Raw genomic sequence first — 23585 nt, forward strand, 5'->3', positions numbered from 1 at the left:
TAATAAGTAACGCAAAAATAAGAAAACCCTCGTTAATTGACACTATTGGACAGGTCAAATAACGAGGGCAACCGTACGGATGATATGGTTAATATGGATAAACAGCCAAGCTATCTGCCAAACCCTATTACCGAACTAAAAAATTACCAATTTATCTGTCATTATTTTAATCAATAGCTAAGCATGTGCCATGCGTCTAGTGATTTCAACGCAACAATTATGCGCTAGACTGAGTTGGGTAGAAAAGCAGCATTGTGTAACCACTCTTCTATAAATAATGACTTTTTGTACGCTTAATCTTATGTACTGCTTAAGATAATTACTATTTTACTCACTACAAAATCCTACGACATTAATCGTAGATGACTTTCATGATCTCGTATTCAACCACACCTTTTGGGGTTTCAATACGCGCTTCATCGCCTTCAAACTTGCCAATCAAGCCACGTGCAATCGGTGAGTTAACAGAGATTTTACCGGCTTTAAAATCTGCTTCATCGTCGCCAACGATTTTGTATTGTTTTTCTTCTTCGGTGTCCATGTTTTCGATAACGACGCTCACGCCGAATATCACCCGACCATCTTTTGGTAAGGTCATAGGGTCGATGATTTGGGCGCCGCCAAGCTTGGCTTCGATGTCACGGATACGGGCTTCACAAAACCCTTGCTGTTCACGTGCTGCATGGTATTCAGCATTTTCTTTTAAATCGCCGTGCTCGCGCGCTTCAGCGATAGAGGCGGTGATGCGTGGACGGTCAACACCTTTTAACTGTTTTAATTCGGCTTCTAAAGCCGCATGTCCTTCTGGAGTCATGGGATAACGTTGCATGTTTTTTCCTTAAACCAATAACACTACACCATCTCCTACTCTTCGTGAATAGTGAGATGGTGTCAGCGCTGTTGCAATGGCTATAAAATAAATAGAATAATGATTCAGACAGCGTAACCAGTAAGGTCGCTGTCATTCATTGATATCAATTCAATAATCTGGGTGTGTAAGCTTACGTAATAAAAAGCATAGTCGCAGTTTAGCCACTATGCTTTTTAGGTCTATCATTTAAATTGTATTTTAAGCATGGTTTGCGCTATCAACGTCATACCATGCTCAAATAAGCTCTTAGGCAAGCCTAACGGTTATGCTTAATCTACTGAAATTATTCAGCCAAGTCAATAGAGCTATACAATAGACTTTGCTTGCTCATGTAAATCTTGCAGTTTATACACCTCAAACGGTAAGTCGATAGCATAAGATTTACAGACCGCATCTGCTGCGCCCAAGGTCGTAACGTAGAATACTTTGCCTTGTAGGGCGCTACGGCGAATAGAGAATGAATCCTCTTGCGCCTGTTTGCCTTCGGTCGTATTGATAATGATATCGATCTTACCATTTTTCAAGGCATCAACGATGTGCGGGCGACCTTCGGTCACTTTATTGATTTGTTTGCACTCAATACCAGCGTCGCTTAGTACCTTTTGCGTACCAGTGGTTGATACAATGTTAAAACCAAAGTTGGCAAGCTGGCGCGCGATAGGGGCTATTTGTTCTTTATCGCTGTCACGTACCGAGATAAAGACAGTTTTGGTTTCGCCCTCAGTTGGTAGACCAGGCAGACGCTCATTACTACCGATAACCGCTTTATAAAATGCCTCGCCAAAGGTTTTACCAACGCCCATGACTTCACCGGTTGATTTCATCTCAGGGCTCAAGATTGGGTCAACCCCCGGGAATTTAGCAAACGGGAATACCGCTTCTTTGACGGCATAAAATGCAGGAACAATCTCTTTAGTAAAGCCCTGATCTTTAAGTGACGTACCAGCCATACAGCGCGCCGCGATTTGCGCCAATGAAGTACCGATGCATTTAGACACAAAGGGTACGGTACGGGCAGCGCGAGGGTTCACTTCTAAGATATAAATCGTATCGCCTTTTACCGCAAACTGGACGTTCATTAAGCCTACAACGCCAAGCTCTTTTGCCATGGCAACCGTTTGCGCGCGCATCACATCGCACAGCTCATCAGACAATGAGTAAGGTGGCAATGAACAGGCAGAGTCACCAGAGTGCACGCCCGCTTGTTCGATATGCTGCATGATACCGCCAATCACGACGTCTGTACCGTCGCTAACACAGTCAACATCGACCTCAATCGCATCGTCTAAGAAACGGTCTAATAGGACCGGTGCTTCGTTTGATGCTTGTACCGCTGTACGCAAGTAGTGTCTTAGCTCATCTTCGTTATAGACAATCTCCATCGCGCGACCACCAAGTACGTAAGATGGGCGTACAACTAGCGGATAGCCAACGTCTTTTGCTTTCACTAAACCATCTTCTAAGCTGGTCGCTAAGGCATTGGTCGGTTGCACAAGGTTCAATTGTTGAATCATATGCTGGAAGCGTTCGCGATCTTCAGCACGGTCAATCGCATCAGGGCTCGTACCGATGATTTTGACGCCAGCGGCTTCAAGTGCGCGGGCGAGCTTCAATGGTGTTTGACCACCAAACTGTACAATCACGCCGTCAGGATTTTCGATACGGACGATTTCTAACACGTCTTCTAATGTGATTGGCTCAAAGTAGAGACGGTCAGAGGTGTCATAATCGGTTGAAACGGTTTCAGGGTTACAGTTGACCATGATAGTTTCATAACCATCTTCGCGCATGGCAAGGGCGGCGTGTACACAGCAATAGTCAAATTCGATACCTTGACCGATACGGTTAGGACCGCCACCGATTACCATGATTTTCTTGTTAACCGTTGGGTTGGCTTCACATTCGCTGTCGTACGTTGAGTACATATAGGCGGTGCTGGTGGCAAATTCTGCCGCGCAGGTATCGACGCGCTTATAGACTGGATAAACGTTTAAGTCCCAACGCTTGGTGCGTAGCTGCTTTTGTGAGACGCCAAGTAATTTCGCCAAACGCAGATCTGATAAACCTTTACGCTTAAAGCTGCGTAAGTTCTGCTCAGTTAAACCACCAAAACCTAAGGCTTTCACTTGTGCTTCAGTTTTGACAATATCTTCGATTTGTACCAAGAACCATGGGTCAATTTTGGTTAGGTTAAAGACTTCATCAACGCTCATGCCGATACGAAAAGCATCAGCAATATAGTAAATACGTTCAGGCGTTGGAATGGTTAAGCGGTTGGTAATTTCGCTTCGTGCTTTTTCAATGCTCAGATTACCGTCTTTGATAGCCGCAAAGTCAATTTGTTCATCAAAACCATCATTGCCAGTTTCCATGCCGCGTAACGCTTTTTGCATCGACTCTTGAAAGTTACGACCAATCGCCATGACTTCACCGACCGACTTCATCTGCGTTGATAACACGCTGTCTGCTTGAGCAAATTTCTCAAAGTTAAAACGAGGGATTTTGGTCACAACATAATCAAGTGCAGGCTCAAAGCTCGCTGGCGTTTTGCCGCCAGTGATATCATTTTGCAATTCATCTAGCGTGTAACCAATTGCCAGTTTTGCCGCGATTTTAGCGATCGGGAAGCCAGTCGCTTTTGACGCTAGGGCAGACGAGCGTGAGACGCGTGGGTTCATCTCGATGACGACCATACGACCGGTATCAGGGTTGATACCGAACTGCACGTTTGAGCCACCTGTTTCAACACCAATCTCACGCAGTACCGCTAGTGAGGCGTTACGCATGATTTGGTATTCTTTATCGGTCAAGGTTTGTGCTGGGGCAACTGTGATTGAGTCGCCAGTATGCACGCCCATCGGGTCAAAGTTTTCAATGGCACAGATGATGATACAGTTGTCGTTTTTGTCACGAACCACTTCCATCTCGTATTCTTTCCAACCGATGAGCGATTCATCGATAAGCAATTGATGGTTTGGTGATAAGTCAAAGCCACGCTCACAAATCTCGATAAACTCGTCACGGTTATACGCGATACCGCCGCCTGAGCCGCCCATGGTGAACGATGGGCGAATGATACATGGATAGCCCATTTTTTCTTGGGTCGCAAAGGCTTCTTCCATGGTCTCAGCGGTTTCAGCACGTGGACATTCAAGGCCGATACGCTTCATGGCTTTATCAAATAAGTTGCGATCTTCTGCCATCTCGATTGAATCTTTGGTCGCGCCAATCAATTCGCAGTTATATTTGGTCAAGATGCCGTGCTTGTCTAACTCTAGGGCACAGTTTAGAGCGGTCTGTCCGCCCATCGTTGGCAAGATAGCATCAGGACGTTCTTTAGCGATGATTTGTTCAACCGTCTGCCACGTGATTGGCTCGATATAGGTTGCATCAGCCATGGCAGGGTCAGTCATGATGGTTGCAGGATTTGAGTTGACCAAGATGACACGGTAGCCTTCTTCTTTTAACGCTTTACAGGCTTGGGCACCTGAGTAGTCAAACTCACATGCTTGACCGATGACGATAGGACCTGCGCCAATGATAAGAATGCTTTTTATGTCGGTACGTTTTGGCATAGTTAGAGCTACCTTATATGATATTTTAAGTAATTTATAGGTGGATAAAGCGTTGTCTGGGCGAGCGGCAATTTAAAAGCATGGCAGATTATTATTACTATTTATTACCATAGCGCCATGCCAGTGTTGTTTTGCCGCTTTTATCATTAGGCTTTAGCCGCTGCCATCATGTCTGCAAACTTATCAAATAATGGCGCACAATCATGCGGACCTGGGCTGGCTTCAGGGTGACCTTGGAAACTAAAGACGGGCTTATTGGTCAGCTCGATACCTTGGTTGGTACCATCAAATAATGAGCGATGGGTCGACTTAACATTAGCCGGTAGCGTGTCTTCATCAACCGCAAAACCATGGTTTTGACTGGTAATCATAACCGTACCGGTCGCCAAGTCTTGCACCGGATGGTTAGCGCCATGATGACCGGTTTTCATTTTGATGGTGTTGGCACCGCTGGCAAGACCAATCAGCTGATGACCTAGGCAGATACCAAAAGTTGGCACATTGGTTTCTTCAATGATATGGCGTACTGCGTCGATGGCATAGTCACAGGCAGCAGGATCGCCAGGACCGTTTGATAAGAAGATACCATCTGGATTCATCGCGAGGACATCTGCGATAGGCGTTTGTGCTGGGACGACGGTGACATGACAGCCGCGGTCAACGAGCATACGTAGGATATTGGTTTTGCTACCAAAGTCATAAGCGACGACATTGAACTTCTTGTCGACATGCGTGCCTAAGTGCTTAAAGAAGCCGCCGGTACCGCTATCATGGCTGCCTGGGATATCGCGGTTGAGTAAGGTATCTGATAAATCCCAGCTGCCCGCTGTCCACTCAAAGCGCTCTGTAGTGCAGCACTCTTTTGCCAAGTCCATACCTTCAATACCAGTAAACTCTTGCGCCAATTTAATCGCTTGCTGTTCATCTTCACTACTAATCGTCGCGCCGTTAGAAGCGGTCATGATACAGCCGTTTTGCGCGCCTTTATCACGGAGTAGGCGGGTCAATTGACGCGTATCAATCTCAGCGATGGCGACGGTATCATGGTTCTGTAGATAGTCGCTCAGTGACTCTGAATTGCGGAAGTTTGAGGTCACCATGGTCGCATCACGAATGATAAGACCGTCAGCCCATACTTTATGACCGTTGCCAGACTCGACATCTTCAGCGTTGGTACCAGTATTACCGATATGCGGGTAGGTGAGGGTCACGAGCTGACGCGCGTAGCTTGGGTCGGTTAGAATTTCTTGATACCCTGTCATGGCTGTATTAAAAACCACCTCACCGACACGATGACCAAGGCTACCGATACTAATTCCACGAAAAATCGTACCGTCCGCTAATGCCAAAATGGCTTGTATTTCTGTCGATGAATTCAAGGGTTGCCTCCGCTGTTATTAGTGAGTGCTGTGCCTTTTTTTTGGCTAAAATAAAGCGCTGCTTTTTTGATTATTGCTATTTAACTGCGGCTAAATAGTAGTAATAAAAGAGACAGCGCCAAAATTTTTCCACAAAAAAGCGAGAAGACATCATAGATGAAAAGGTACAGGATTCACTAGGGGTGAATAAGTAACTTGCATCATGTCCGCTCGCTTTGGCACAGATTTTGCGCATTATACTAGAGTTTTGCGTCAAGGGCTAGCATCTTAAGCCGATGCTTGACTAATAAATTTAAGATGTTTCTTATATCACCTTCAATTCTGAGTAGCCATCATAGAGTTGGCTAAAAGTAGTGACTAAGAGGTGATATAAATAGGTATGAAGATTATGATTTATTGATTAAAAATTATAATGTACTGATAAGCCGTAATAATCTGGCGATAAGTTGGTAGCGACATGCAGCTGATCATCTTGATAGCTTTTGGTCAGATACATGCTGCTCGCCATACCTAGAGCAGCTCCAGCCAAGACGTCGACAGGATCATGCTTATCAGCTTCAATGCGGCTATAAGCCACAAAACCTGCGCCAATATAGGCAGGAACACTATATTTGAGTCCATAGCGTTTATGAATAAAGCTGGCGCCCTGAAAGGCTCTTGAGGTATGACCTGATGGGTAAGCATCATCATCGCTACCATCTGGGCGTTCTTTATCAATCACAGATTTTAGCGCATAAGTCGCGGCAACATTGGTTGCAAATGAATAGTAAAATTGCTCTCGTCCCTCTTTATCATCCATATAATAAGTGCTACCGTAAGCAACTGCTGGTATGGCAAAAGATAGAATATCACCTGCCTTGTCGATATTATCGCTACTGGCATGAGCTGGCATAGCGATAAGCAAGCTGCTCGATAATAAAAAACTACTGGGTAATAAAATGATAGCGGAAGCATTTTTGCTGATCATTGCGGCAATCCTAAAGAGGGTTTAGAGGGCGGATAAAGGAAAACAGTATTATACTACAAATGCTTGCTGTTACCTTAAGCACTCACCTATTCATAGGTCAGTTTTATAACTGACATTCGTGCTCATTATATTTATGAAGAGCTTATGTATAGTAACCACTAAAAAAACCATCAAGGATAGAGTATGATTTATCAGTATTTAGACAAAGTCCCGACGTTCGCTGTCCCTTTTAATGGTTGGGTTGCAGACTCCGCACGCGTGATAGGCGATGTGTATTTGGGTCATCAGGCAAGCGTCTGGTTTGGGGCGGTGATACGCGGTGACAATGAGCGCATCCATATCGGTGACTATAGCAACGTGCAAGAAAACAGCGTGATCCATACTGATGCCGGTATCGAGGTGAAAATCGGTAATCATGTCACTATCGGTCATTTGGCGATGCTGCATGGCTGTGAGATTGGTGATAATAGCTTGATCGGCATTGGCGCGGTCATCTTAAATAACGCCAAAATCGGCAAAAACTGCATCATCGGCGCCAAAGCCTTGGTCACTGAAGGCAAGGAGATTCCAGATAATTCTCTCGTGATGGGCGCGCCTGCAAAAGTGGTCAAAACATTATCCGATGAGCAGGCAGCGATGTTGAAACTGTCAGCGCTACACTATAGCGAGCGTTGTCAGAATTTTAAAACGAGTCTGCAAGAGATTGAGCAACCAGAATAAGTGGCTCATCAACCATCATTAACAATCATCAACCCACATTACTAATGCACAGTTACTAATGAGCAGTTACGATTAATTACTACCAATTATCATTAATGAGTACCTTTTATGAGCACGCCAAGCACTGTTAGTCAGACTGTTTCACGCACCTTAGCACTATTTGACTTAGACCATACTTTGCTCGATGTCGATAGCGACTATCTATGGGGCGAATATATCGTCAAGCATAACCTTGTCGACGAAGCCGAGTATCGTACTGCCAACCAAAAGTTTTATAATGATTATATCGAAGGTACACTTGATGCGACGGAATATAACGAGTTTGTAGCGGACTTTTTAAGTAGCCTACCGATGGATAGATTACATGAGCTGCGCGAAGACTATATTAAAAGCGAGATTGAGCCACACATCCGCCCAAAAGCGATGGAAGTCCTGTGTCAACATGTTGAAGCAGGTCACGATGTAGTCATTATTTCAGCGACCAATGACTTTGTGGTGTCGGCGATTGCCAAGCGTTTTGGTATTGAAGACGGTAATGTACTCTCAACGCCACTTGAGATAAAAAACGAGCGTTATACCGGTAAATTGACCGATAAGCCCAACTTTAAAGAAGGCAAGATTTATCATTTGGATAAATGGATTGGCAAGCAGCAATTGGCTGGCACGACTTTTGATAAGACTTATGCTTATTCGGATTCAAAAAATGACATTCCATTATTAGAGTGGGCAGATGTGGCTATTTGCGTGTCACCTGATGAGGCGCTGCATGCGCACGCTTTAGCACACCGCTGGGCGGTTGAAGATTGGTCAATTTAGGAGGTGAAGATAGCGGCTAAAATTAGCCAAACATTTCACCCAAATCTCATTTAAAATAGTGCCACCGTTATTTTTTAAGAATAATAGTTTAAAACACACAGGAACCCTTATGGAAATCAATCCGTATCAAGAACGAATTAAAGACTTATCTGAGCGTGGGCAGGACCTTCGGAGGTATCTTTGACTTCGATGGTAAGCAAGAGCGCTTAGAAGAAGTCAATTTAGAGCTAGAAAACCCTGAGCTATGGAACGATCCTGAGCGCGCGACCAAGATTAATAAAGAAAAAAGTCAGCTTGATGGGGTGATTGATGTGGTGGTTTCGCTTGAAACCACATTGGAAGATGCGTCTATGATGCTTGAGCTTGCCGTCGAAGAAGGCGATGAGTCATTACTTGCTGATGTACAAGCCGAATTAGACAATGCTGAAAAGCGCGTGGCTGACTTGGAGTTTCGCCGGATGTTTAGCGGTGAGATGGACCCGAATAATTGCTATTTGGATATCCAGTCAGGCAGTGGCGGTACAGAGGCGCAGGACTGGGCAGAGATGCTACTACGTATGTATACGCGCTGGGCAGAAGCGCATGGTTTTAAAGTGGATGTTATCGAAGTATCCTCAGGCAGTGTCGCTGGTATTAAGTCAGCAACCATTGAGATCAAGGGCGATTATGCCTTTGGTTGGTTACGTACTGAGATTGGCGTCCATCGCTTGGTACGTAAATCACCATTTGATAGTAATAATGGTCGTCATACCTCGTTTGCTGCCGTTTTTGTATCGCCTGAGATTGATGATAATATCGAGATTGATATCAATCCAGCAGATTTGCGTATTGATACTTATCGCTCATCTGGTGCAGGTGGTCAGCACGTCAACACCACCGATTCTGCGGTACGTATCACTCATGAGCCAAGCGGGGTGGTGGTCACTTGTCAAAACGAGCGTAGCCAACACGGTAATAAAGCCACAGCCATGAAGTTGCTACGTGCTAAGCTTTACGAGCTTGAGATGCAAAAACGCATGGCGTCGCAGCAAGCGGTCGAAGACAACAAATCTGATGTTGGCTGGGGCAGTCAAATTCGCTCTTATGTGCTTGATGATTCACGCATTAAAGACTTGCGTACAGGCGTTGAAACCTTTAATACTGGGGCGGTACTCGATGGTGACCTTGATCAATTTATCGAGGCAAGCCTAAAAGCAGGTCTGTAAAGCCCGACCATAACAAGAGTTCTCACATATCAACCAACACTTAATTAAGGAAAATTATGCCAAGCGTTAACAACTATTTTGACAATAAAGTGACTTCGATTGCCTTTCAAACAGCTACTAAGCCTGCTACTGTTGGGGTGATGGAGATTGGTGAATACGAATTTGGCACCAGTGAATTTGAAACCATGAGTGTGGTTAGTGGCGCATTAACCGTTAAGCTACCAGAAAGTGACGATTGGCAAACCTTTAATGCGGGTGAGCAATTTACTGTTGATGCCAATCAAAAATTTCAAGTAAAAGTAGCAGTCGAAACAGCGTACCTATGTGTATACGGTAAATAATCGCTTTTAAATTCGTCTGATAATAAAAAACGCCAAGTATTGAATGCTTGGCGTTTTTTATGGCTGTTAACAAAGCAGGTTTTACACAGCATTACACATTGTCCATGGCAAGTACACAGCAATGAGGATGGCAGTTGATTATGCTAAAACAACTATATTATGAGATGAGTATTTTTTATGGCGAAGTCAAAGCAACCAAGCAATATACAAGATATACGCCATGATTATGAGCATCTGGCTCGCTTAGCGAACTTGCGTTATGTCAGTGATACGGATCCAGGTTATGGGCGCAGGCGTGCTGGGCGCGGTTTTACTTATAAAGATGCTATGGGCAAAACGGTGAAAGATAAGGCCTTACGCAAGCGCTTTGACGCCTTGGTAATACCGCCGATGTGGTCAGAGGTTTGGATATGTCAAGATGATAAAGGACACCTGCAATCGACAGGTCGTGATGACAAAGCACGTAAACAATACTTGTATCATCCAGAGTGGGATCGAGTGCGCGACCAAGCCAAGTTTAATGCCATGATAGGCTTTGCTAGAGCATTGCCAAATCTGCGTGCACAGGTTGAAAAAGATTTAGAAGCTAAGCCTTTATCACGTGATAATGTGTTGGCAGCAGTGGTTAAATTGCTTGAGACTACCTTGATCCGTATCGGTAACAGCCGCTATGCCAAGCTGAATAAAAGCTATGGTTTGAGCACCTTACGTAGTAAGCACGTCAGTGAAACAGATACTGGGCTGGCCTTTGATTTCGTCGGAAAAAGTGCCAAGGAGCATCATATAGAATTGCAAGATGAGCGCTTAATTGACATCATCCAAGCGTGCTCTGAGCTGCCCGGCTACCAAGTCTTTAAGTATTTGGATGACAATGGGGATAGGCAGGTCGTGGACAGTAGCGATATCAATGACTATTTACGCACACATACTTGTGGTCGTAACTGCGAGAGCCAGATGCAGAGCGGCAATCTATATAGTGCAAAGGATTTTCGTACTTGGATGGCAAGTGTGCTGGCGGCCAGCTATCTTTATGATGAGCTGCAAACCAAGTCTGGTAAAGAGATATTGGCAAGCGCAGCTGACAGTAAGGAGCGCCAACAGTTAGTGACCGATATGGTGAAAAGTGTCGCCGATGAGCTCGGCAATACACCTACGGTCTGCCGCGCGTCTTATATCAACCCTATTATCATCGAGCAGTTTTTAGCAGGGAAATTTTTCGAGCCTTATAAACAAGCGCGTCGTGGACGTACTAAGCAGTATCAAAGCTGTGAAGAAAAGGCGTTACTGGGGTTTTTAAGCGCTCTGCAATAACCATTATTGAATGAAAACTTTTAATGAATAATAAAAATGATACGTTATGTATTGAAATAAATATAAAAATGCGTTACTAATAGAGCATACGCACGTTAATACGTGCAAGCAGTTTATAGGATAGAACTGTTTTAACACTTATAAGTCGCTTAAACCATCAGTGACCCTCGATTGCTAAAGGATTAGCTTATGAACACCATCTCTTCAAACCCTTTATCCACAAACGTTTTACCTGACCATAAAGCCATTAGCTATAGCGATTATTATAATAATTTTGATATGAACGCATTACTGACAGAAATCTTTGGTGAGCAGTTAGACGATCGTTTAAACGCGTATATGGCGTGCTGCGGTCGTCATGTACGTGACGGTCGCGGTGATAACATTGCGCTAGTGCATGAAGACACGGCAGGCAATGTGACGCGTATGAGCTTTGCTGAGCTTGATAAAGCAAGCGCACAGGTTGCCAATTTATTGCTGTCTTATGGCGTGCAAGCGGGCGACCAAGTGGCGACCATGCTACCGCGTACCCCTGAGCTACTCACGATTGTATTAGCCACCTGGCGGATTGGCGCAGTATATCAGCCGCTGTTTACCGCTTTTGGTTATGATTCGATTAAGTATCGAATGGACAAAGCCAATACTAAAGTTGTTTTTACCAATCAAGACAATCGTGGCAAGTTTGACGACTTGGCAAAGCAAACCAAGATGGTCTTAGTTGGTAGCAAGGTAGATGCGCAAAGCTGGGGTGATGATAGCTATGCTGACAAGATATCAAAGCAGCCACAAACTATAGAACCAGTGCTGCTAAATACCGATGCACCATTTTTACAGATGTTTACCTCGGGTACGGTAGGTAAGTCAAAAGGCGTTAGTGTGCCACTAAGCGCGCTCTCAGCCTTTTATCTATATATGCGTTATGCAATTGACTTACGCGCGGAGGATAACTACTGGAATATGGCAGATCCAGGCTGGGCATATGGGTTATATTACGCGATTACTGGTCCATTACTGATGGGTGTTACCACGTACTTTAACGAGGCGGGCTTTGACGCTGCCAATACCCGCGACTTTATGGTACGCCATAAAATTAGTAATTTGGCATCCTCACCAACTGCGTTTCGGATGATGAAATCAAGTGGTGTGTTTGAAGCTGCTCACAATGACGCAGCCGCTAAGTTGTCACTGCGCTGTGCCAATTCGGCAGGCGAAACCTTAAATACTGAAGTGGTCAATTGGGTTGAGACCTACTTAAACTGCAAGGTTTGTGATCAGTACGGGCAGACAGAGACCGGCATGACCTGCTGTGAGCATCATGCGTTAGAGCATGAATGCCCAGTTGGCTCGATGGGTATGGCACTACCGGGACATACACTCGTCGTATTAGATGATGATATGCAAGTTCTGCCTGATGGTGAGCAAGGACAGTTAGCAGTGGTCGTCAGTCAATCGCCAGCGTTTTATTTCCGTGGTTATAGCTGGAAAGAAAAAGACGCTTTCGCTGATGACTATTACTTAACAGGTGACGTGGTCGAGCGTCATAGTGATGGTAGCTATTGGTTTTCAGGGCGTGATGATGACATTATCATTACCGCAGGATACCGTGTTGGACCTACGGATGTCGAAAATACCGTGCTTGAGCATGAGGCAGTGGCAGAATCAGCGGCAGTTGGGGTGCCAGATGAAGTGCGTGGTCATACGATTAAGTCTTATGTAGTACTAAAAGATGGTATCGAAGGAACGGACGAGATTGCCAAAGAGATTCAAGATTTGGTGCGCAGACGTCTATCAACGCATGCTTATCCACGCGAAGTTGAGTTTGTAGAAGCACTACCAAAGACCCCAAGTGGTAAAATACAACGCTTTTTACTGCGTAGCTTATCGGCAGCATAAATGAATTGACTTATTAATAAGACTATAAAACAGACAGTTTATAACAATATCAATGAAAGGAAGAGTTATGCAAATTGAACAACACAGCTTTTTGGTTACTGGCGGTGCGTCAGGTCTGGGTGAGTCGGTAGCGCGTGCTATCGTCGCGCAAGGCGGCAAGGTTGTCATTGCTGACCTTAACGAGTCAACGGGGCAAGTATTGGCTGATGAATTAGGTGACCATGCTCGTTTTGTACGCTGTGATGTCACCAGTGGCGCTGATGTCCAAGCTGCGGTTGATAAGGCTGAAAGCGAATTTGGTGGTCTGCAAGGGTCGATCAATTGTGCTGGTATCGTTGTGGTACAAAAGCTCTTAGACCGTGAAAACAATCCAGCAGATTTAGAAGCCTTTAGTCGCGGTATCAATATTAATCTTATCGGTTCCTTCAACGTGGCACGTTTGGTAGCGGCTAGTATTGCTAAGCGCGTGGCTACTAGTACAGCTGCCGAAGTCAATGCTGACAATGGCATTATCATCAATACAGCTTCTATTGCCGCTTTTGATGGGCAAGTCGGACAAGGCAGTTATGCCTCATCTAAAGCTGGCGTCGTTGGCATGATGCTGCCGCTCGCACGTGAGCTGACTCGCCATGGTATCCGTGTCATGACTATCGCGCCTGGGGTGTTTGCAACGCCTATGATGCAAAGTCTGCCTGAAAAGGCGCGTGAGCAGCTAGAGGCTGCGGTACCGTACCCTAAACGTTTGGGTAATCCAAATGAGTTTGCCAAATTGGTTATGCATATCATTGATAATGCTTATCTCAATGGTGAAGTGATTCGCCTAGATGGTGCGATTCGTATGGTGTAATAAGTTTTGAGAGATTGAGTACTGATGTTTTTTAAGCGCTAGACCTATCATTCATACAATGCTTGGCATGGTTTTTTGCTACCTTATAGATGATCATTTTATTTATTCATCATAAGAAGCAAAGCCATGTCATCTTTTTATGTAAATACTGATAAAAATACGCGCTGGCTCATAGTCACTATCGTGTTTGGGACAATACCTGTTATGAGCACTAATGCTATTGCTAGCACTAAATATAGCCCAGAAAATACAAAAACATACTTCAAAATACCGCTATCGATAAAGCATTTGTTGATAAATCAGCGCGTGTCTTATAGCTATTAAGTGGCGATGACGTCATTAATTCTTACTCTATTTAATGGTTCAATTTTAAGTAAAAAATATCATTACTATTAATAAGGTTTTAGTGGTAAGTAGGTTGAAATTCCTCTCTATATACCGCATATACAAAGGCAGACGAAGGCAAGTAAACAGCATAAGTTTGCTGCCTGATGATATATAAATGATAAAAGGATACTAATATGAGATTTGAGAAGTTTACTCAAAAACTGCAATCGGCGATTCAAGAAGCACAAAGTCTGGCGTTAGGGCGCGACCATACGGGTATAGACCCTGTGCATCTGCTTGCCGTATTGCTACAAGATGAGTCTAACCTGTCTATTTGCCAACAAGCAGGCGCGTCTATCCCTGCGTTAAAAAACGGCGTGGCAAAGGCGCTCGACAATCAGGCAACGATTAGTGAGCCAACGGGTGACGTTAATTTAAATCCCAATTCAGTTAAAATTTTGAACTTGGCAGATCGTCAAGCACAAAAAGAAGGCGATGATTTTATTGCCACTGAATGGGTAATGCTGGCACTTGCTGAACAAGGTGAAACCAAAAAGATATTTGAAAGTGCGGGCGTGACGGCTAGCAAGCTAAAAGCGGTGATTGAGCAATTGCGCGGCGATGATACGGTCAATAACCAAAATGCCGAAGATCAGCGTGATGCGTTGAATAAATATACCATTAACCTAACTGAGCAAGCGGAACTTGGTAAGCTTGATCCGGTGATTGGTCGTGATGAAGAGATTCGCCGTACCATTCAAGTACTGTCACGCCGTACAAAAAACAACCCTGTTCTCATCGGTGAGCCGGGCGTTGGTAAAACGGCTATTGTAGAAGGCTTGGCGCAAAAAATCATCAATGGTGAAGTGCCAGAAGGTCTACGCCGTAAAGAAGTGCTGTCGTTAGACTTAGGTGCGCTGATTGCTGGTGCGAAATTCCGCGGAGAGTTTGAAGAGCGCCTCAAAGCGGTACTGAGTGATTTGGCTAAGCAAGAGGGCAATGTCATTCTATTTATCGATGAGCTGCACACTATGGTTGGCGCTGGTAAAGCCGATGGGGCGATGGATGCGGGTAATATGCTAAAACCTGCGCTCGCTCGCGGTGAGCTCCATTGCGTCGGTGCGACGACTCTAGATGAGTATCGCCAGTATATCGAAAAAGATGCCGCTCTTGAGCGCCGATTCCAAAAAGTGCTGGTCGATGAGCCAACGGTCGAGGATACCATTGCGATTTTGCGTGGTCTAAAAGAGCGTTATGAGCTGCATCATGGGGTTGATATCCAAGACAGTGCGATCATTGCTGCTGCACGGATGAGCCATCGTTATATTACTGATCGCAAGCTACCAGATAAAGCGATTGATTTAATTGATGAAGCGGCAAGCCGTTTGCGTATGGAAATGGATAGCAAACCTGAAGCACTAGGTAAGCTTGATAGTCGCTTGATTCAGTTAAAAATGCAGCGTGAAGTGCTCAAAAATGAAGAAGATAGTGGCGCACAAGCAGAGCGTAAAGTGCTTGATGCACAAATTGAAGAATTGGAAAAAGAGTACGCAGATCTTAATGAGATTTGGCAAGCAGAAAAAGCATTGGTCAAAGGCAGTCAGCAGCTAAAAGATGAGCTGGATAAAGCGCGTATCGCTTATGACAAAGCCAGTCGTGAAGGCGACTATGAGACCATGAGTAAGCTGCAGTATGAGACGATTCCGCAGCTAGAGCGTCGCATTACTGAATCTGACTTAGCGGAACAAAAAGAGCAGATAGGCGAAGGCAGCGGTGTAAAACTATTGCGCAATAAAGTCACGGATAATGAAATTGCCGAAGTCGTTGCCGCAGCAACTGGTATTCCAGTGAGTAAAATGATGCAAGGCGAGCGCGATAAGATGCTAGCGATGGAAGAAAAACTCCATGAGCGCGTTATCGGTCAAGACGAAGCAGTTGAAGCGGTAGCCAATGCTGTACGCCGTAGCCGTGCTGGTTTGTCTGATCCGAATCGCCCTTCAGGTTCGTTTTTATTCTTAGGACCAACGGGTGTCGGTAAGACTGAGCTAACTAAATCACTGGCGAATTTCCTATTCGACTCTGAAGATGCGATTGTTCGTATTGACATGAGTGAATATATGGAGAAGCATAGTGTCAGCCGTTTGGTCGGTGCACCTCCAGGATATGTCGGTTATGAAGAGGGTGGCGCATTAACCGAGGCTGTACGCCGTAAGCCTTATAGTGTGATTTTGTTTGATGAGGTTGAAAAAGCACACCCTGATGTGTTCAATATCTTACTACAAGTATTGGACGATGGTCGCTTAACGGATTCACAAGGTCGGGTGGTTGACTTTAAAAATACCGTTATCATTATGACCAGTAACTTGGGCTCGCATAAAATCCAAGAGATGGTTGGTGAAAGCTATGAGGATATCAAGGCTGAGGTCATGGAATCGGTTGGACAGCATTTCCGTCCAGAATTCGTCAACCGTATTGATGAGATTGTGGTCTTCCATCCGCTTGGTATGTCGCAGATGTCAGGCATTGCGGCGATTCAGTTGGATCGCTTGCGTCAGCGCTTGCATGAGCGTGAGCTGGATATCGAGCTATCAGCCGATGCGATGAATAAGCTGGTAGCAGTGGGTTACGATCCTGTATATGGTGCGCGTCCACTAAAACGTGCTATCCAACAAGAGATTGAAAACCCATTGTCATTAAAACTGTTGGCAGGTGATTTTATCGCTGGTGATATCATCAAAGTCGATGTCGGCGTAGATGACAAACTGACGTTTGATAAGCTTAGAATGAGCTAATATTAAACGCCAAACGACTGCTATGATGTAAAGCTAACCCCTTATTTGCGAAAGCAAGTAAGGGGTTTTTCTATGGAATATCTACTATAGAAAACACAATCTGTACCAGAATCAGCATGGTGCTTGCTATATTATAAAAAAGTGCATAAGGATAACTGGCATGATAACTATCAAAATGATAAGTATAAAGCTCCCAATTGATAACGGTATGACTCAAACGACTATTAAAAACACGAGGCTTAAAAAGTCTCTTGCGGTGTCAGTAGCAATGATGTCGCTATTATTTAGTACAGCGGCTTGCTCCAACCAATCAGCCATAGAGACTACTGCTGATCTGGCGGAATACCAAGATTCTGAAACCTCAGCAGGAGATATTTCCCGTACTAATAAACCTACCTTTGATACCAAAGCCGTTGCCACCTTTAATGAACCTTGGGCAATGACGGCATTGCCGATCGTTAAGAATAAACCTGCCAAACTGCTGGTGACGCAAAAGACAGGCGAGCTATTTATCGTTGATACCGCGACGGGTACTAAGACAGAAGTAGATGGCGTGCCCAAAGTCGCTTACGGCGGGCAGGGCGGTCTTGGTGATATTATGCTTGCGCCAGATTTTGCCAATTCAAATATGGTATATATCAGCTATGTTGAGGCAGGTAAGGGCGCTGATAATAATAAATTTGGCGCTAAAGTCATCAAAGCAACATTGACAGGATTGGGTACTGACGCGCCACGCTTGCAAGCTGTGACACCCATTTGGCAGCAAATACCAAAGGTAGACGGTCAAGGACATTACAGCCACCGTTTATTACTGTCACCTAATGGGCGGTATTTGTATATCAGCTCAGGCGATCGCCAAGAAAAAGCCCCAGCACAAGACATGGCTGTCAATTTAGGCAAAATAATACGCATCAATACTGACGGTTCAGTGCCAGTGGATAATCCTTTTATAGATGATACTAATGACATCGCTGCGCAGTTTTGGACCCTTGGTCATCGTAACGTGCTTGGCATGACGTTTGATGACAAAGGCAGGCTTTGGGCGCATGAGATGGGTCCACGTGGCGGCGATGAGTTCAATTTGATTCAAAAAGGCAAAAATTACGGTTGGCCACTGGTATCAAATGGTCGCAATTATTCTGGGGTCGATATTCCTGATCACAGTACGCGCCCTGAGTTTGAAGCACCCAAAATCACATGGACACCAGTGATATCCCCTTCATCGATAAGTATTTATAAAGCGGGACAGTACGATGATTTTCCGGCATGGCAAGGTGATGCGCTGATAAGCGGTTTGTCTTCTAGGGCATTGATAGTTGTCGGTTTTGATGAAAATAATGGTGCAACTGAGCGCTATCGCTATGATATGGGTGAGCGCATTCGTAGTGTATTGGTAGTAGACGGGCAGGTCTGGATATTAGAGGATGGTAATGATGCAAATTTAGTGCAGCTGATCGCTAAATAAGATATATCTGTAACTCGATAAAATACGTTTAAGATGATTCATATGATTAAGATATAAAACCAAACGTTAGGCAGAGCATTTACAATAATTTCATGATTTATACGACAATATTTCTGCTTAAAAAAACAATGACGTAGTCTATTGTTAATTATTTTTCAAGCAAATAGGCGGATATATTAGGTTAACAGAAGTATTTTTATTAGGTTTTATTGTGTAATTAATTGATAATTAAAGGTTAGTTTGTTAGGGTTGAATTCTTTAGACTATGAGAAATCAGCATATGAACGAGGTAAAAGTAGGAAGGTTGGGCCCCTTTCCAAAGGTAAATAAACCTGTCTTTATTACATCAAGTATATTAATTATCAGTTTCATTATATTTGGTGCGCTCTTTACCGAGACTGCCGGCACGCTTTTTAGCTTTTTACAAGGTTTTATTGCTGATAAGTTTGGCTGGTTGTTTATTGCGTTGGTAAACGTAGCGCTAATACTGTGTGTTTATTTAGCCATGAGTCGTTATGGCGATATTCGCTTAGGTGCTCAGACGGAAGCGCCACAATACAGTCTGTTTTCATGGATCGGGATGTTGTTCTCTGCTGGTGTCGGTATCGGACTGATATATTGGGGTACAGCTGAACCTTTGTATCACTTCATGGCACCGCCTCTGGGTGAGGCTGAAACGATAGAGTCTGCTAAGCAGGCTCTTAACATCACCTTTTTGCATTGGGGACTCCATGCATGGGCGATTTATGCGTTTGTCGCCCTTTCTCTCGCCTATTTTCATTATCGCCGTGGTCTACCTTTATCGATCCGCTCAAGTCTTTATCCTATATTAGGACAAAAAATATATGGCAAGTGGGGACATACTGTTGATATTTTGGCCGTGTTCGGCACGATGTTTGGTGTGGTAACGTCACTTGGTCTTGGCGTAATGCAGATCAACTCAGGGCTTGAGAAACTATTTGGTATTCCTAATAATATAACAGTACAAATTGCGTTGATTGTTTTTGTCACGTTTTTAGCGGCTACCTCTGTACTCATGGGTTTAGATAAAGGTATCAAACGTTTGAGTGATATTAATATCGGGCTGACCGCGATCTTGTTGGGTTTTATGGTGATTTTAGGTCCGACATTATTTATCTTTAATAGCTTCTTTGAAAATATTGGTAACTATTTATCAGTGTTTGTGCCGCTAGGGCTGTGGGGTCAGGCTTATGAAGGACAAGAAAACTGGCAGTCTGCATGGACGATTTTTTATTGGGCATGGTGGGTAAGTTGGGCACCATTCGTTGGTATCTTTATTGCTCGTATCAGCCGCGGACGTACTATTCGTGAGTTCGTCTGGGGTGTACTACTTATCCCGATAGCGATTTTATTCTTCTGGTTTACGACCTTTGGTGGTGTAGCGCTTCATATGGAGTTGTTAGCAGCAGCTGATCCAGCCTTAGTCAGTCCAGGGTTGGTAGAAGCAGTGCAGAATGACTTTGGTAGTGCGATTTTTAAATTAGTAGAGTACTATCCGCTCACCAAACCGATTACCTTAATGCTGGTAATCATGATTGTATTGTGGTTTGTGACGTCATCAGATTCAGCAAGTTTCGTTATTGACATGTTGACGGCGGGCGGCGAGACTAATCCACCAAAAATTCAGCGTCTATTTTGGGCAACTACCGAAGGTGTTATCGCTGCAGTCTTGCTAGCAGCAGGTGGACTAAGTGCCTTGCAAGCAGCGGCTATCGTCGCAGGACTACCATTTGCTTTGGTTATTTTTGCAATGATGTATGCGCTGCTTCGTGGTCTAAGTCGAGATCGTTTGATACTATATCGCGCTCAGCAGCAGTTCATTACTGCTGATTCTGTCGATCATAATACCGCAGATGAGTTCGCTGATGAGCACTTATTAAAAGGACCACCTAAAATTGTGAAAGGAGATTAGGGCGCTTTATATAGTAGAGTTACTTTAAAATCGATACAGTGGGACTGGGATGAGTTTTTTATAGCTTCTGTACTAACAGCAAGCAAGAAGGATTTATACCAGTTTCACATGGCTATAATGTATTGCTTTTATTTTTTACGGTCTGTATAAGCTTTAAAGCTATTTTTATGAGATTAATCAGCCAGTTAGCTGCTATTGGTTTTACGTAAAAACACACGATAATAATTGTGATTTAAAGTCCTAAGATGCATTGTTATCTTAGGACTTTTTTTATTTGTTGACCAATGGCAAGGTTCTAAAGTGTCTGATTCGATTTGATAGTTGTGTAGTATCTTGTTAAGGTTAGCCCCTTCAAAAATTGAGACGACTAAATGGATCATGTAAAGGTTGGCCGCTTAGGCCCTTTTCCGCGGGTAAGTAAACCTGTATTTTTAACTTCAGCACTGTTAATTCTCGTGTTTATCATTTTTGGTGCTTTTTTTAATGAGCAAGCAGAGATGTTATTTGGTCAAGCTAAAGCATTAGTATCTTTACGTTTTGGCTGGTTCTTTATCGTGGTGGTCAACTTAACGCTGGTGATGAGTATTTATATGATATTCAGTCGCTATGGCGATATTAGGCTTGGTCATCAAAATGAGGCACCAGAATATAATATTATTTCTTGGGTCGGTATGCTGTTTTCAGCTGGTATCGGTATAGGACTGCTCTATTGGGGCACCGCTGAACCCTTGTATCATTTTATGGCGCCGCCATTAGGAGAGCCTGAAACGATTGCCGCTGCTAAGCAAGCAATGAATATCTCGTTCCTGCACTATGGCTTACATGTGTGGGCGCTCTACGGCATGGTTGCTTTGTCATTGGCGTATTTTCATTACCGAGTGGGCTTGCCGCTAGCTATCCGCTCGACACTTTATCCTATATTGGGTAAAAAAATCTACGGCGGTTGGGGGCATACGGTCGATACGCTGGCAGTATTCGGGACGATGTTTGGGGTGGTGACAACCTTGGGTCTTGGGGTATTGCAGATTAACTCAGGTCTTGAGACGTTATTTGGCATACCCAATAATATTACAGTGCAAATTATGTTGATTGCCTTTATCACTATGTTGGCAGGATTGTCTCTGTTTATGGGACTCGATAAAGGGATTAAGCGCTTAAGCGATACCAATATATTATTTACTGTGATATTACTCAGTTTCGTAATTATTTTAGGACCGACACAGTTTATCTTTAATAGCTTTGTTGAAAACATCGGCAACTATTTGCATCAAATTGTGCCCCTAGGTCTTTGGACAGAGTCTTATAACGGTGAAGAAAACTGGCAAGCCTCATGGACGATTTTTTATTGGGCATGGTGGATAAGCTGGTCGCCTTTTGTTGGTGTGTTCGTGGCGCGTATCTCTCGTGGTCGTACGATTCGTGAGTTTATATTGGGAGTGCTTTTGATTCCGATTACCATATTGTTCTTATGGTTTACCGCTTTTGGTGGTTCAGCTGTCAATATGGAGCTAATGGCGGCAGTGGATCCGACTCTTATTAGTCCCGGCTTGATTGAGGCTGTTCAAGCAGATACCGGCAGTGCTATCTTTAAGCTGATGGAATCTTATCCATTTACCTCAGCGTTGAACTTGCTAATCGTAGTGATGATTGTTTTATGGTTTGTCACCTCATCGGACTCGGCAAGCTTTGTTATTGATATGCTGACCTCAGGCGGCGATACCAATCCACCAAAGATTCAGCGTCTGTTTTGGGCGGGGACTGAGGGCGTTATTGCCGCGGTACTCTTAGCAGCAGGTGGCTTAAGTGCGCTACAAGCCGCTTCCATTGTTTCAGGATTCCCCTTTGCCATTGTGATCGTTGTGATGATGTATTCGTTACTACGCGGCTTGAGTCGAGACCGCTTGATACTGTATCGCAATCAGCAGTGGTTTATCACCGAAGAGTCTGCTGAACACAATTCAGCCAATGAATTTCGTGATGAGGATTTATTGACAGGTCCGCCTGATATTGAAAAGCCTAACGGCTAAAGGTCTTGGACAACATTCAAAGCGTTATATAGCTAGAAGATTGCATAAAAAAGCCCCAACGTTACATAGGCTGGGGCTTTTTGGTATTGCAGATTTTTTATCACTATAGGTAGCCTAGGTAAGGTTATAGACGGATAGCTAATAGCCAATATCTATAAGTATAAGTATTATGCTACATACATTGTCCTTTGATATAGCCAACCGCAGAGGCAGTACCACATGCTGAACAGGCATTGCCCGCAGTACGATAGCTTACGCCGGATGTGTTTTTTACCGTGACACAAACAGGGTCATACTGTGCGGTGCACATGGTTTGCTCAGGGTTAAAAGGCGGACATTTGGTAAAAGGGTTGTTGATTGAGCCTTGATTATCCGTCGAGGGCGATTTGTCAGTATTATGAATAGGCAAGTCAGGATAGGTGCTACTTGGAATGTTGTTGCAGCCGACCAACGCTAGGGTAGCTGATAGTCCAAGTAATGACAGATAGAATTTATATCCATATTTCATCATGATATCTCCTTATAGGTAGTGCTCGATAAATTCCTCTTTTGGCAGCATTTATGAGTGAGTATGGCTGTCATAACATGCTCTATAGTCGATTCTCAATAAAACAGAGGCTGCGTAAAATTTATCCCAGTTCCGCTGCACTGTTTTAATATTGAATTCGCTATACGTGCATCATAGCCTATTTATCACTAGCTATCTATTAAGGTAAGTTAATAAAAAAGCCCAAGCTTAACGATAAGCTTGGGCTTTTTTGTGATCTATTATGACGATATAAGACTTATCTAAGCTTAGCTTGCAGGTTTATCATCTTTATTAAGCTGAACATATTTATCAAAATTCTGCGCATAATCTGTCAAATTGTCGCTTAGCATTTGGCGATATTGCTTGGTATAAAATTCAACAATATCGTCTTTTTCTTTGGCGAAATCATCACCTTTTATAAAGCCAATAGAAGCCACAGAGGCGCTATAACGGGCAGCAGCATAAAGCAATGACGCACCTACCTGTCCTGAATGCGCATCAGGACCCAATTGACTGTTTGCCACGCCAATGATGGCATCGGCACGTTGATAAAATGCCTGCATTTCTGGGGTGATTTCAAGAGCGGC

The 23585-nt window shown here is 44.0% G+C and carries 17 protein-coding genes; 11 read left to right on the top strand and 6 right to left on the bottom strand.

The window, feature by feature from the left end; translation table 11 throughout:
* Window positions 1-352: 352 nt before the first annotated feature.
* The 4 genes from greA to ABYU67_RS07325 form a co-directional block, all read right to left on the bottom strand.
* On the bottom strand, window positions 353-829 hold the full coding sequence (greA, locus tag ABYU67_RS07310) for a transcription elongation factor GreA (RefSeq protein WP_372844344.1): 477 nt from the start codon (window positions 827-829) through the stop codon (window positions 353-355).
* Between the two features lie 347 nt (window positions 830-1176).
* Entirely contained in the window at window positions 1177-4446 is a 3270-nt protein-coding gene (carB, locus tag ABYU67_RS07315) for a carbamoyl-phosphate synthase large subunit (protein ID WP_372844345.1), read from the bottom strand.
* 146 nt (window positions 4447-4592) lie between these two features.
* A complete protein-coding gene (gene carA / locus ABYU67_RS07320; protein WP_372844346.1) occupies window positions 4593-5825 on the bottom strand; it encodes a glutamine-hydrolyzing carbamoyl-phosphate synthase small subunit in 1233 nt (410 codons plus the stop codon).
* 400 nt (window positions 5826-6225) lie between these two features.
* The gene (locus ABYU67_RS07325; protein WP_372844347.1) at window positions 6226-6792 is read right to left on the bottom strand and encodes a phosphatase PAP2 family protein; all 567 of its coding nucleotides are present in this window, start codon (window positions 6790-6792) and stop codon (window positions 6226-6228) included.
* Window positions 6793-6975: 183 nt separating this feature from the next.
* On the opposite strand from ABYU67_RS07325, the gene ABYU67_RS07330 reads away from it, so the two are divergent.
* The 11 genes from ABYU67_RS07330 (at window position 6976) to ABYU67_RS07380 (ending at window position 22469) form a co-directional block, all read left to right on the top strand.
* On the top strand, window positions 6976-7512 hold the full coding sequence (locus tag ABYU67_RS07330; protein WP_372844348.1) for a gamma carbonic anhydrase family protein: 537 nt from the start codon (window positions 6976-6978) through the stop codon (window positions 7510-7512).
* A gap of 108 nt (window positions 7513-7620) precedes the next feature.
* Window positions 7621-8328, top strand: coding sequence for an HAD family hydrolase (locus ABYU67_RS07335; RefSeq protein ID WP_372844349.1), 708 nt, complete (start codon window positions 7621-7623; stop codon window positions 8326-8328).
* A 109-nt stretch (window positions 8329-8437) separates the two neighbouring features.
* Window positions 8438-9533 (top strand): peptide chain release factor 2 gene (gene prfB, locus ABYU67_RS07340; protein WP_372844350.1). Its coding sequence is split into 2 segments (ribosomal slippage): window positions 8438-8509 and window positions 8511-9533, totalling 1095 coding nucleotides; the frame shifts between segments, so codons are not numbered across the junction.
* A gap of 56 nt (window positions 9534-9589) precedes the next feature.
* Window positions 9590-9874 (top strand): pyrimidine/purine nucleoside phosphorylase, encoded by a 285-nt coding sequence (locus tag ABYU67_RS07345; protein WP_372844351.1) that lies wholly within the window; start codon window positions 9590-9592, stop codon window positions 9872-9874.
* Window positions 9875-10051: 177 nt separating this feature from the next.
* On the top strand, window positions 10052-11185 hold the full coding sequence (locus ABYU67_RS07350) for a DNA topoisomerase IB (RefSeq protein WP_372844352.1): 1134 nt from the start codon (window positions 10052-10054) through the stop codon (window positions 11183-11185).
* A 189-nt stretch (window positions 11186-11374) separates the two neighbouring features.
* Complete coding sequence (locus ABYU67_RS07355) at window positions 11375-13078, top strand: AMP-binding protein (protein ID WP_372844353.1); 1704 nt, start codon at window positions 11375-11377, stop codon at window positions 13076-13078.
* Between the two features lie 67 nt (window positions 13079-13145).
* Window positions 13146-13925 (top strand): SDR family NAD(P)-dependent oxidoreductase, encoded by a 780-nt coding sequence (locus ABYU67_RS07360; RefSeq protein ID WP_372844354.1) that lies wholly within the window; start codon window positions 13146-13148, stop codon window positions 13923-13925.
* A 521-nt stretch (window positions 13926-14446) separates the two neighbouring features.
* Window positions 14447-17044, top strand: coding sequence for an ATP-dependent chaperone ClpB (gene clpB / locus ABYU67_RS07365; RefSeq protein WP_372844355.1), 2598 nt, complete (start codon window positions 14447-14449; stop codon window positions 17042-17044).
* Window positions 17045-17312: 268 nt separating this feature from the next.
* Entirely contained in the window at window positions 17313-18509 is a 1197-nt protein-coding gene (locus ABYU67_RS07370) for a PQQ-dependent sugar dehydrogenase (protein ID WP_372844360.1), read from the top strand.
* A 280-nt stretch (window positions 18510-18789) separates the two neighbouring features.
* A complete protein-coding gene (locus tag ABYU67_RS07375) occupies window positions 18790-20442 on the top strand; it encodes a BCCT family transporter (protein WP_372844356.1) in 1653 nt (550 codons plus the stop codon).
* A 371-nt stretch (window positions 20443-20813) separates the two neighbouring features.
* Window positions 20814-22469 carry a BCCT family transporter gene (locus ABYU67_RS07380; protein ID WP_372844357.1) on the top strand — a complete coding sequence of 552 codons (1656 nt, stop codon included), beginning with the start codon at window positions 20814-20816 and terminating at the stop codon, window positions 22467-22469.
* Window positions 22470-22641: 172 nt separating this feature from the next.
* Here ABYU67_RS07380 and ABYU67_RS07385 read toward each other — a convergent pair whose 3' ends face one another.
* Both ABYU67_RS07385 and ABYU67_RS07390 read right to left on the bottom strand, forming a co-directional pair.
* Window positions 22642-22980, bottom strand: a complete 339-nt coding sequence (locus tag ABYU67_RS07385) for a hypothetical protein (protein ID WP_372844358.1) — start codon at window positions 22978-22980, stop codon at window positions 22642-22644.
* Between the two features lie 284 nt (window positions 22981-23264).
* Window positions 23265-23561: a DUF3144 domain-containing protein gene (locus tag ABYU67_RS07390; protein ID WP_372844361.1), complete on the bottom strand. Its 297-nt coding sequence runs from the start codon at window positions 23559-23561 to the stop codon at window positions 23265-23267.
* Window positions 23562-23585: the final 24 nt, after the last annotated feature.

The sequence above is a fragment of the Psychrobacter sp. genome (assembly GCF_041554015.1).
GTDB lineage: Bacteria > Pseudomonadota > Gammaproteobacteria > Pseudomonadales > Moraxellaceae > Psychrobacter.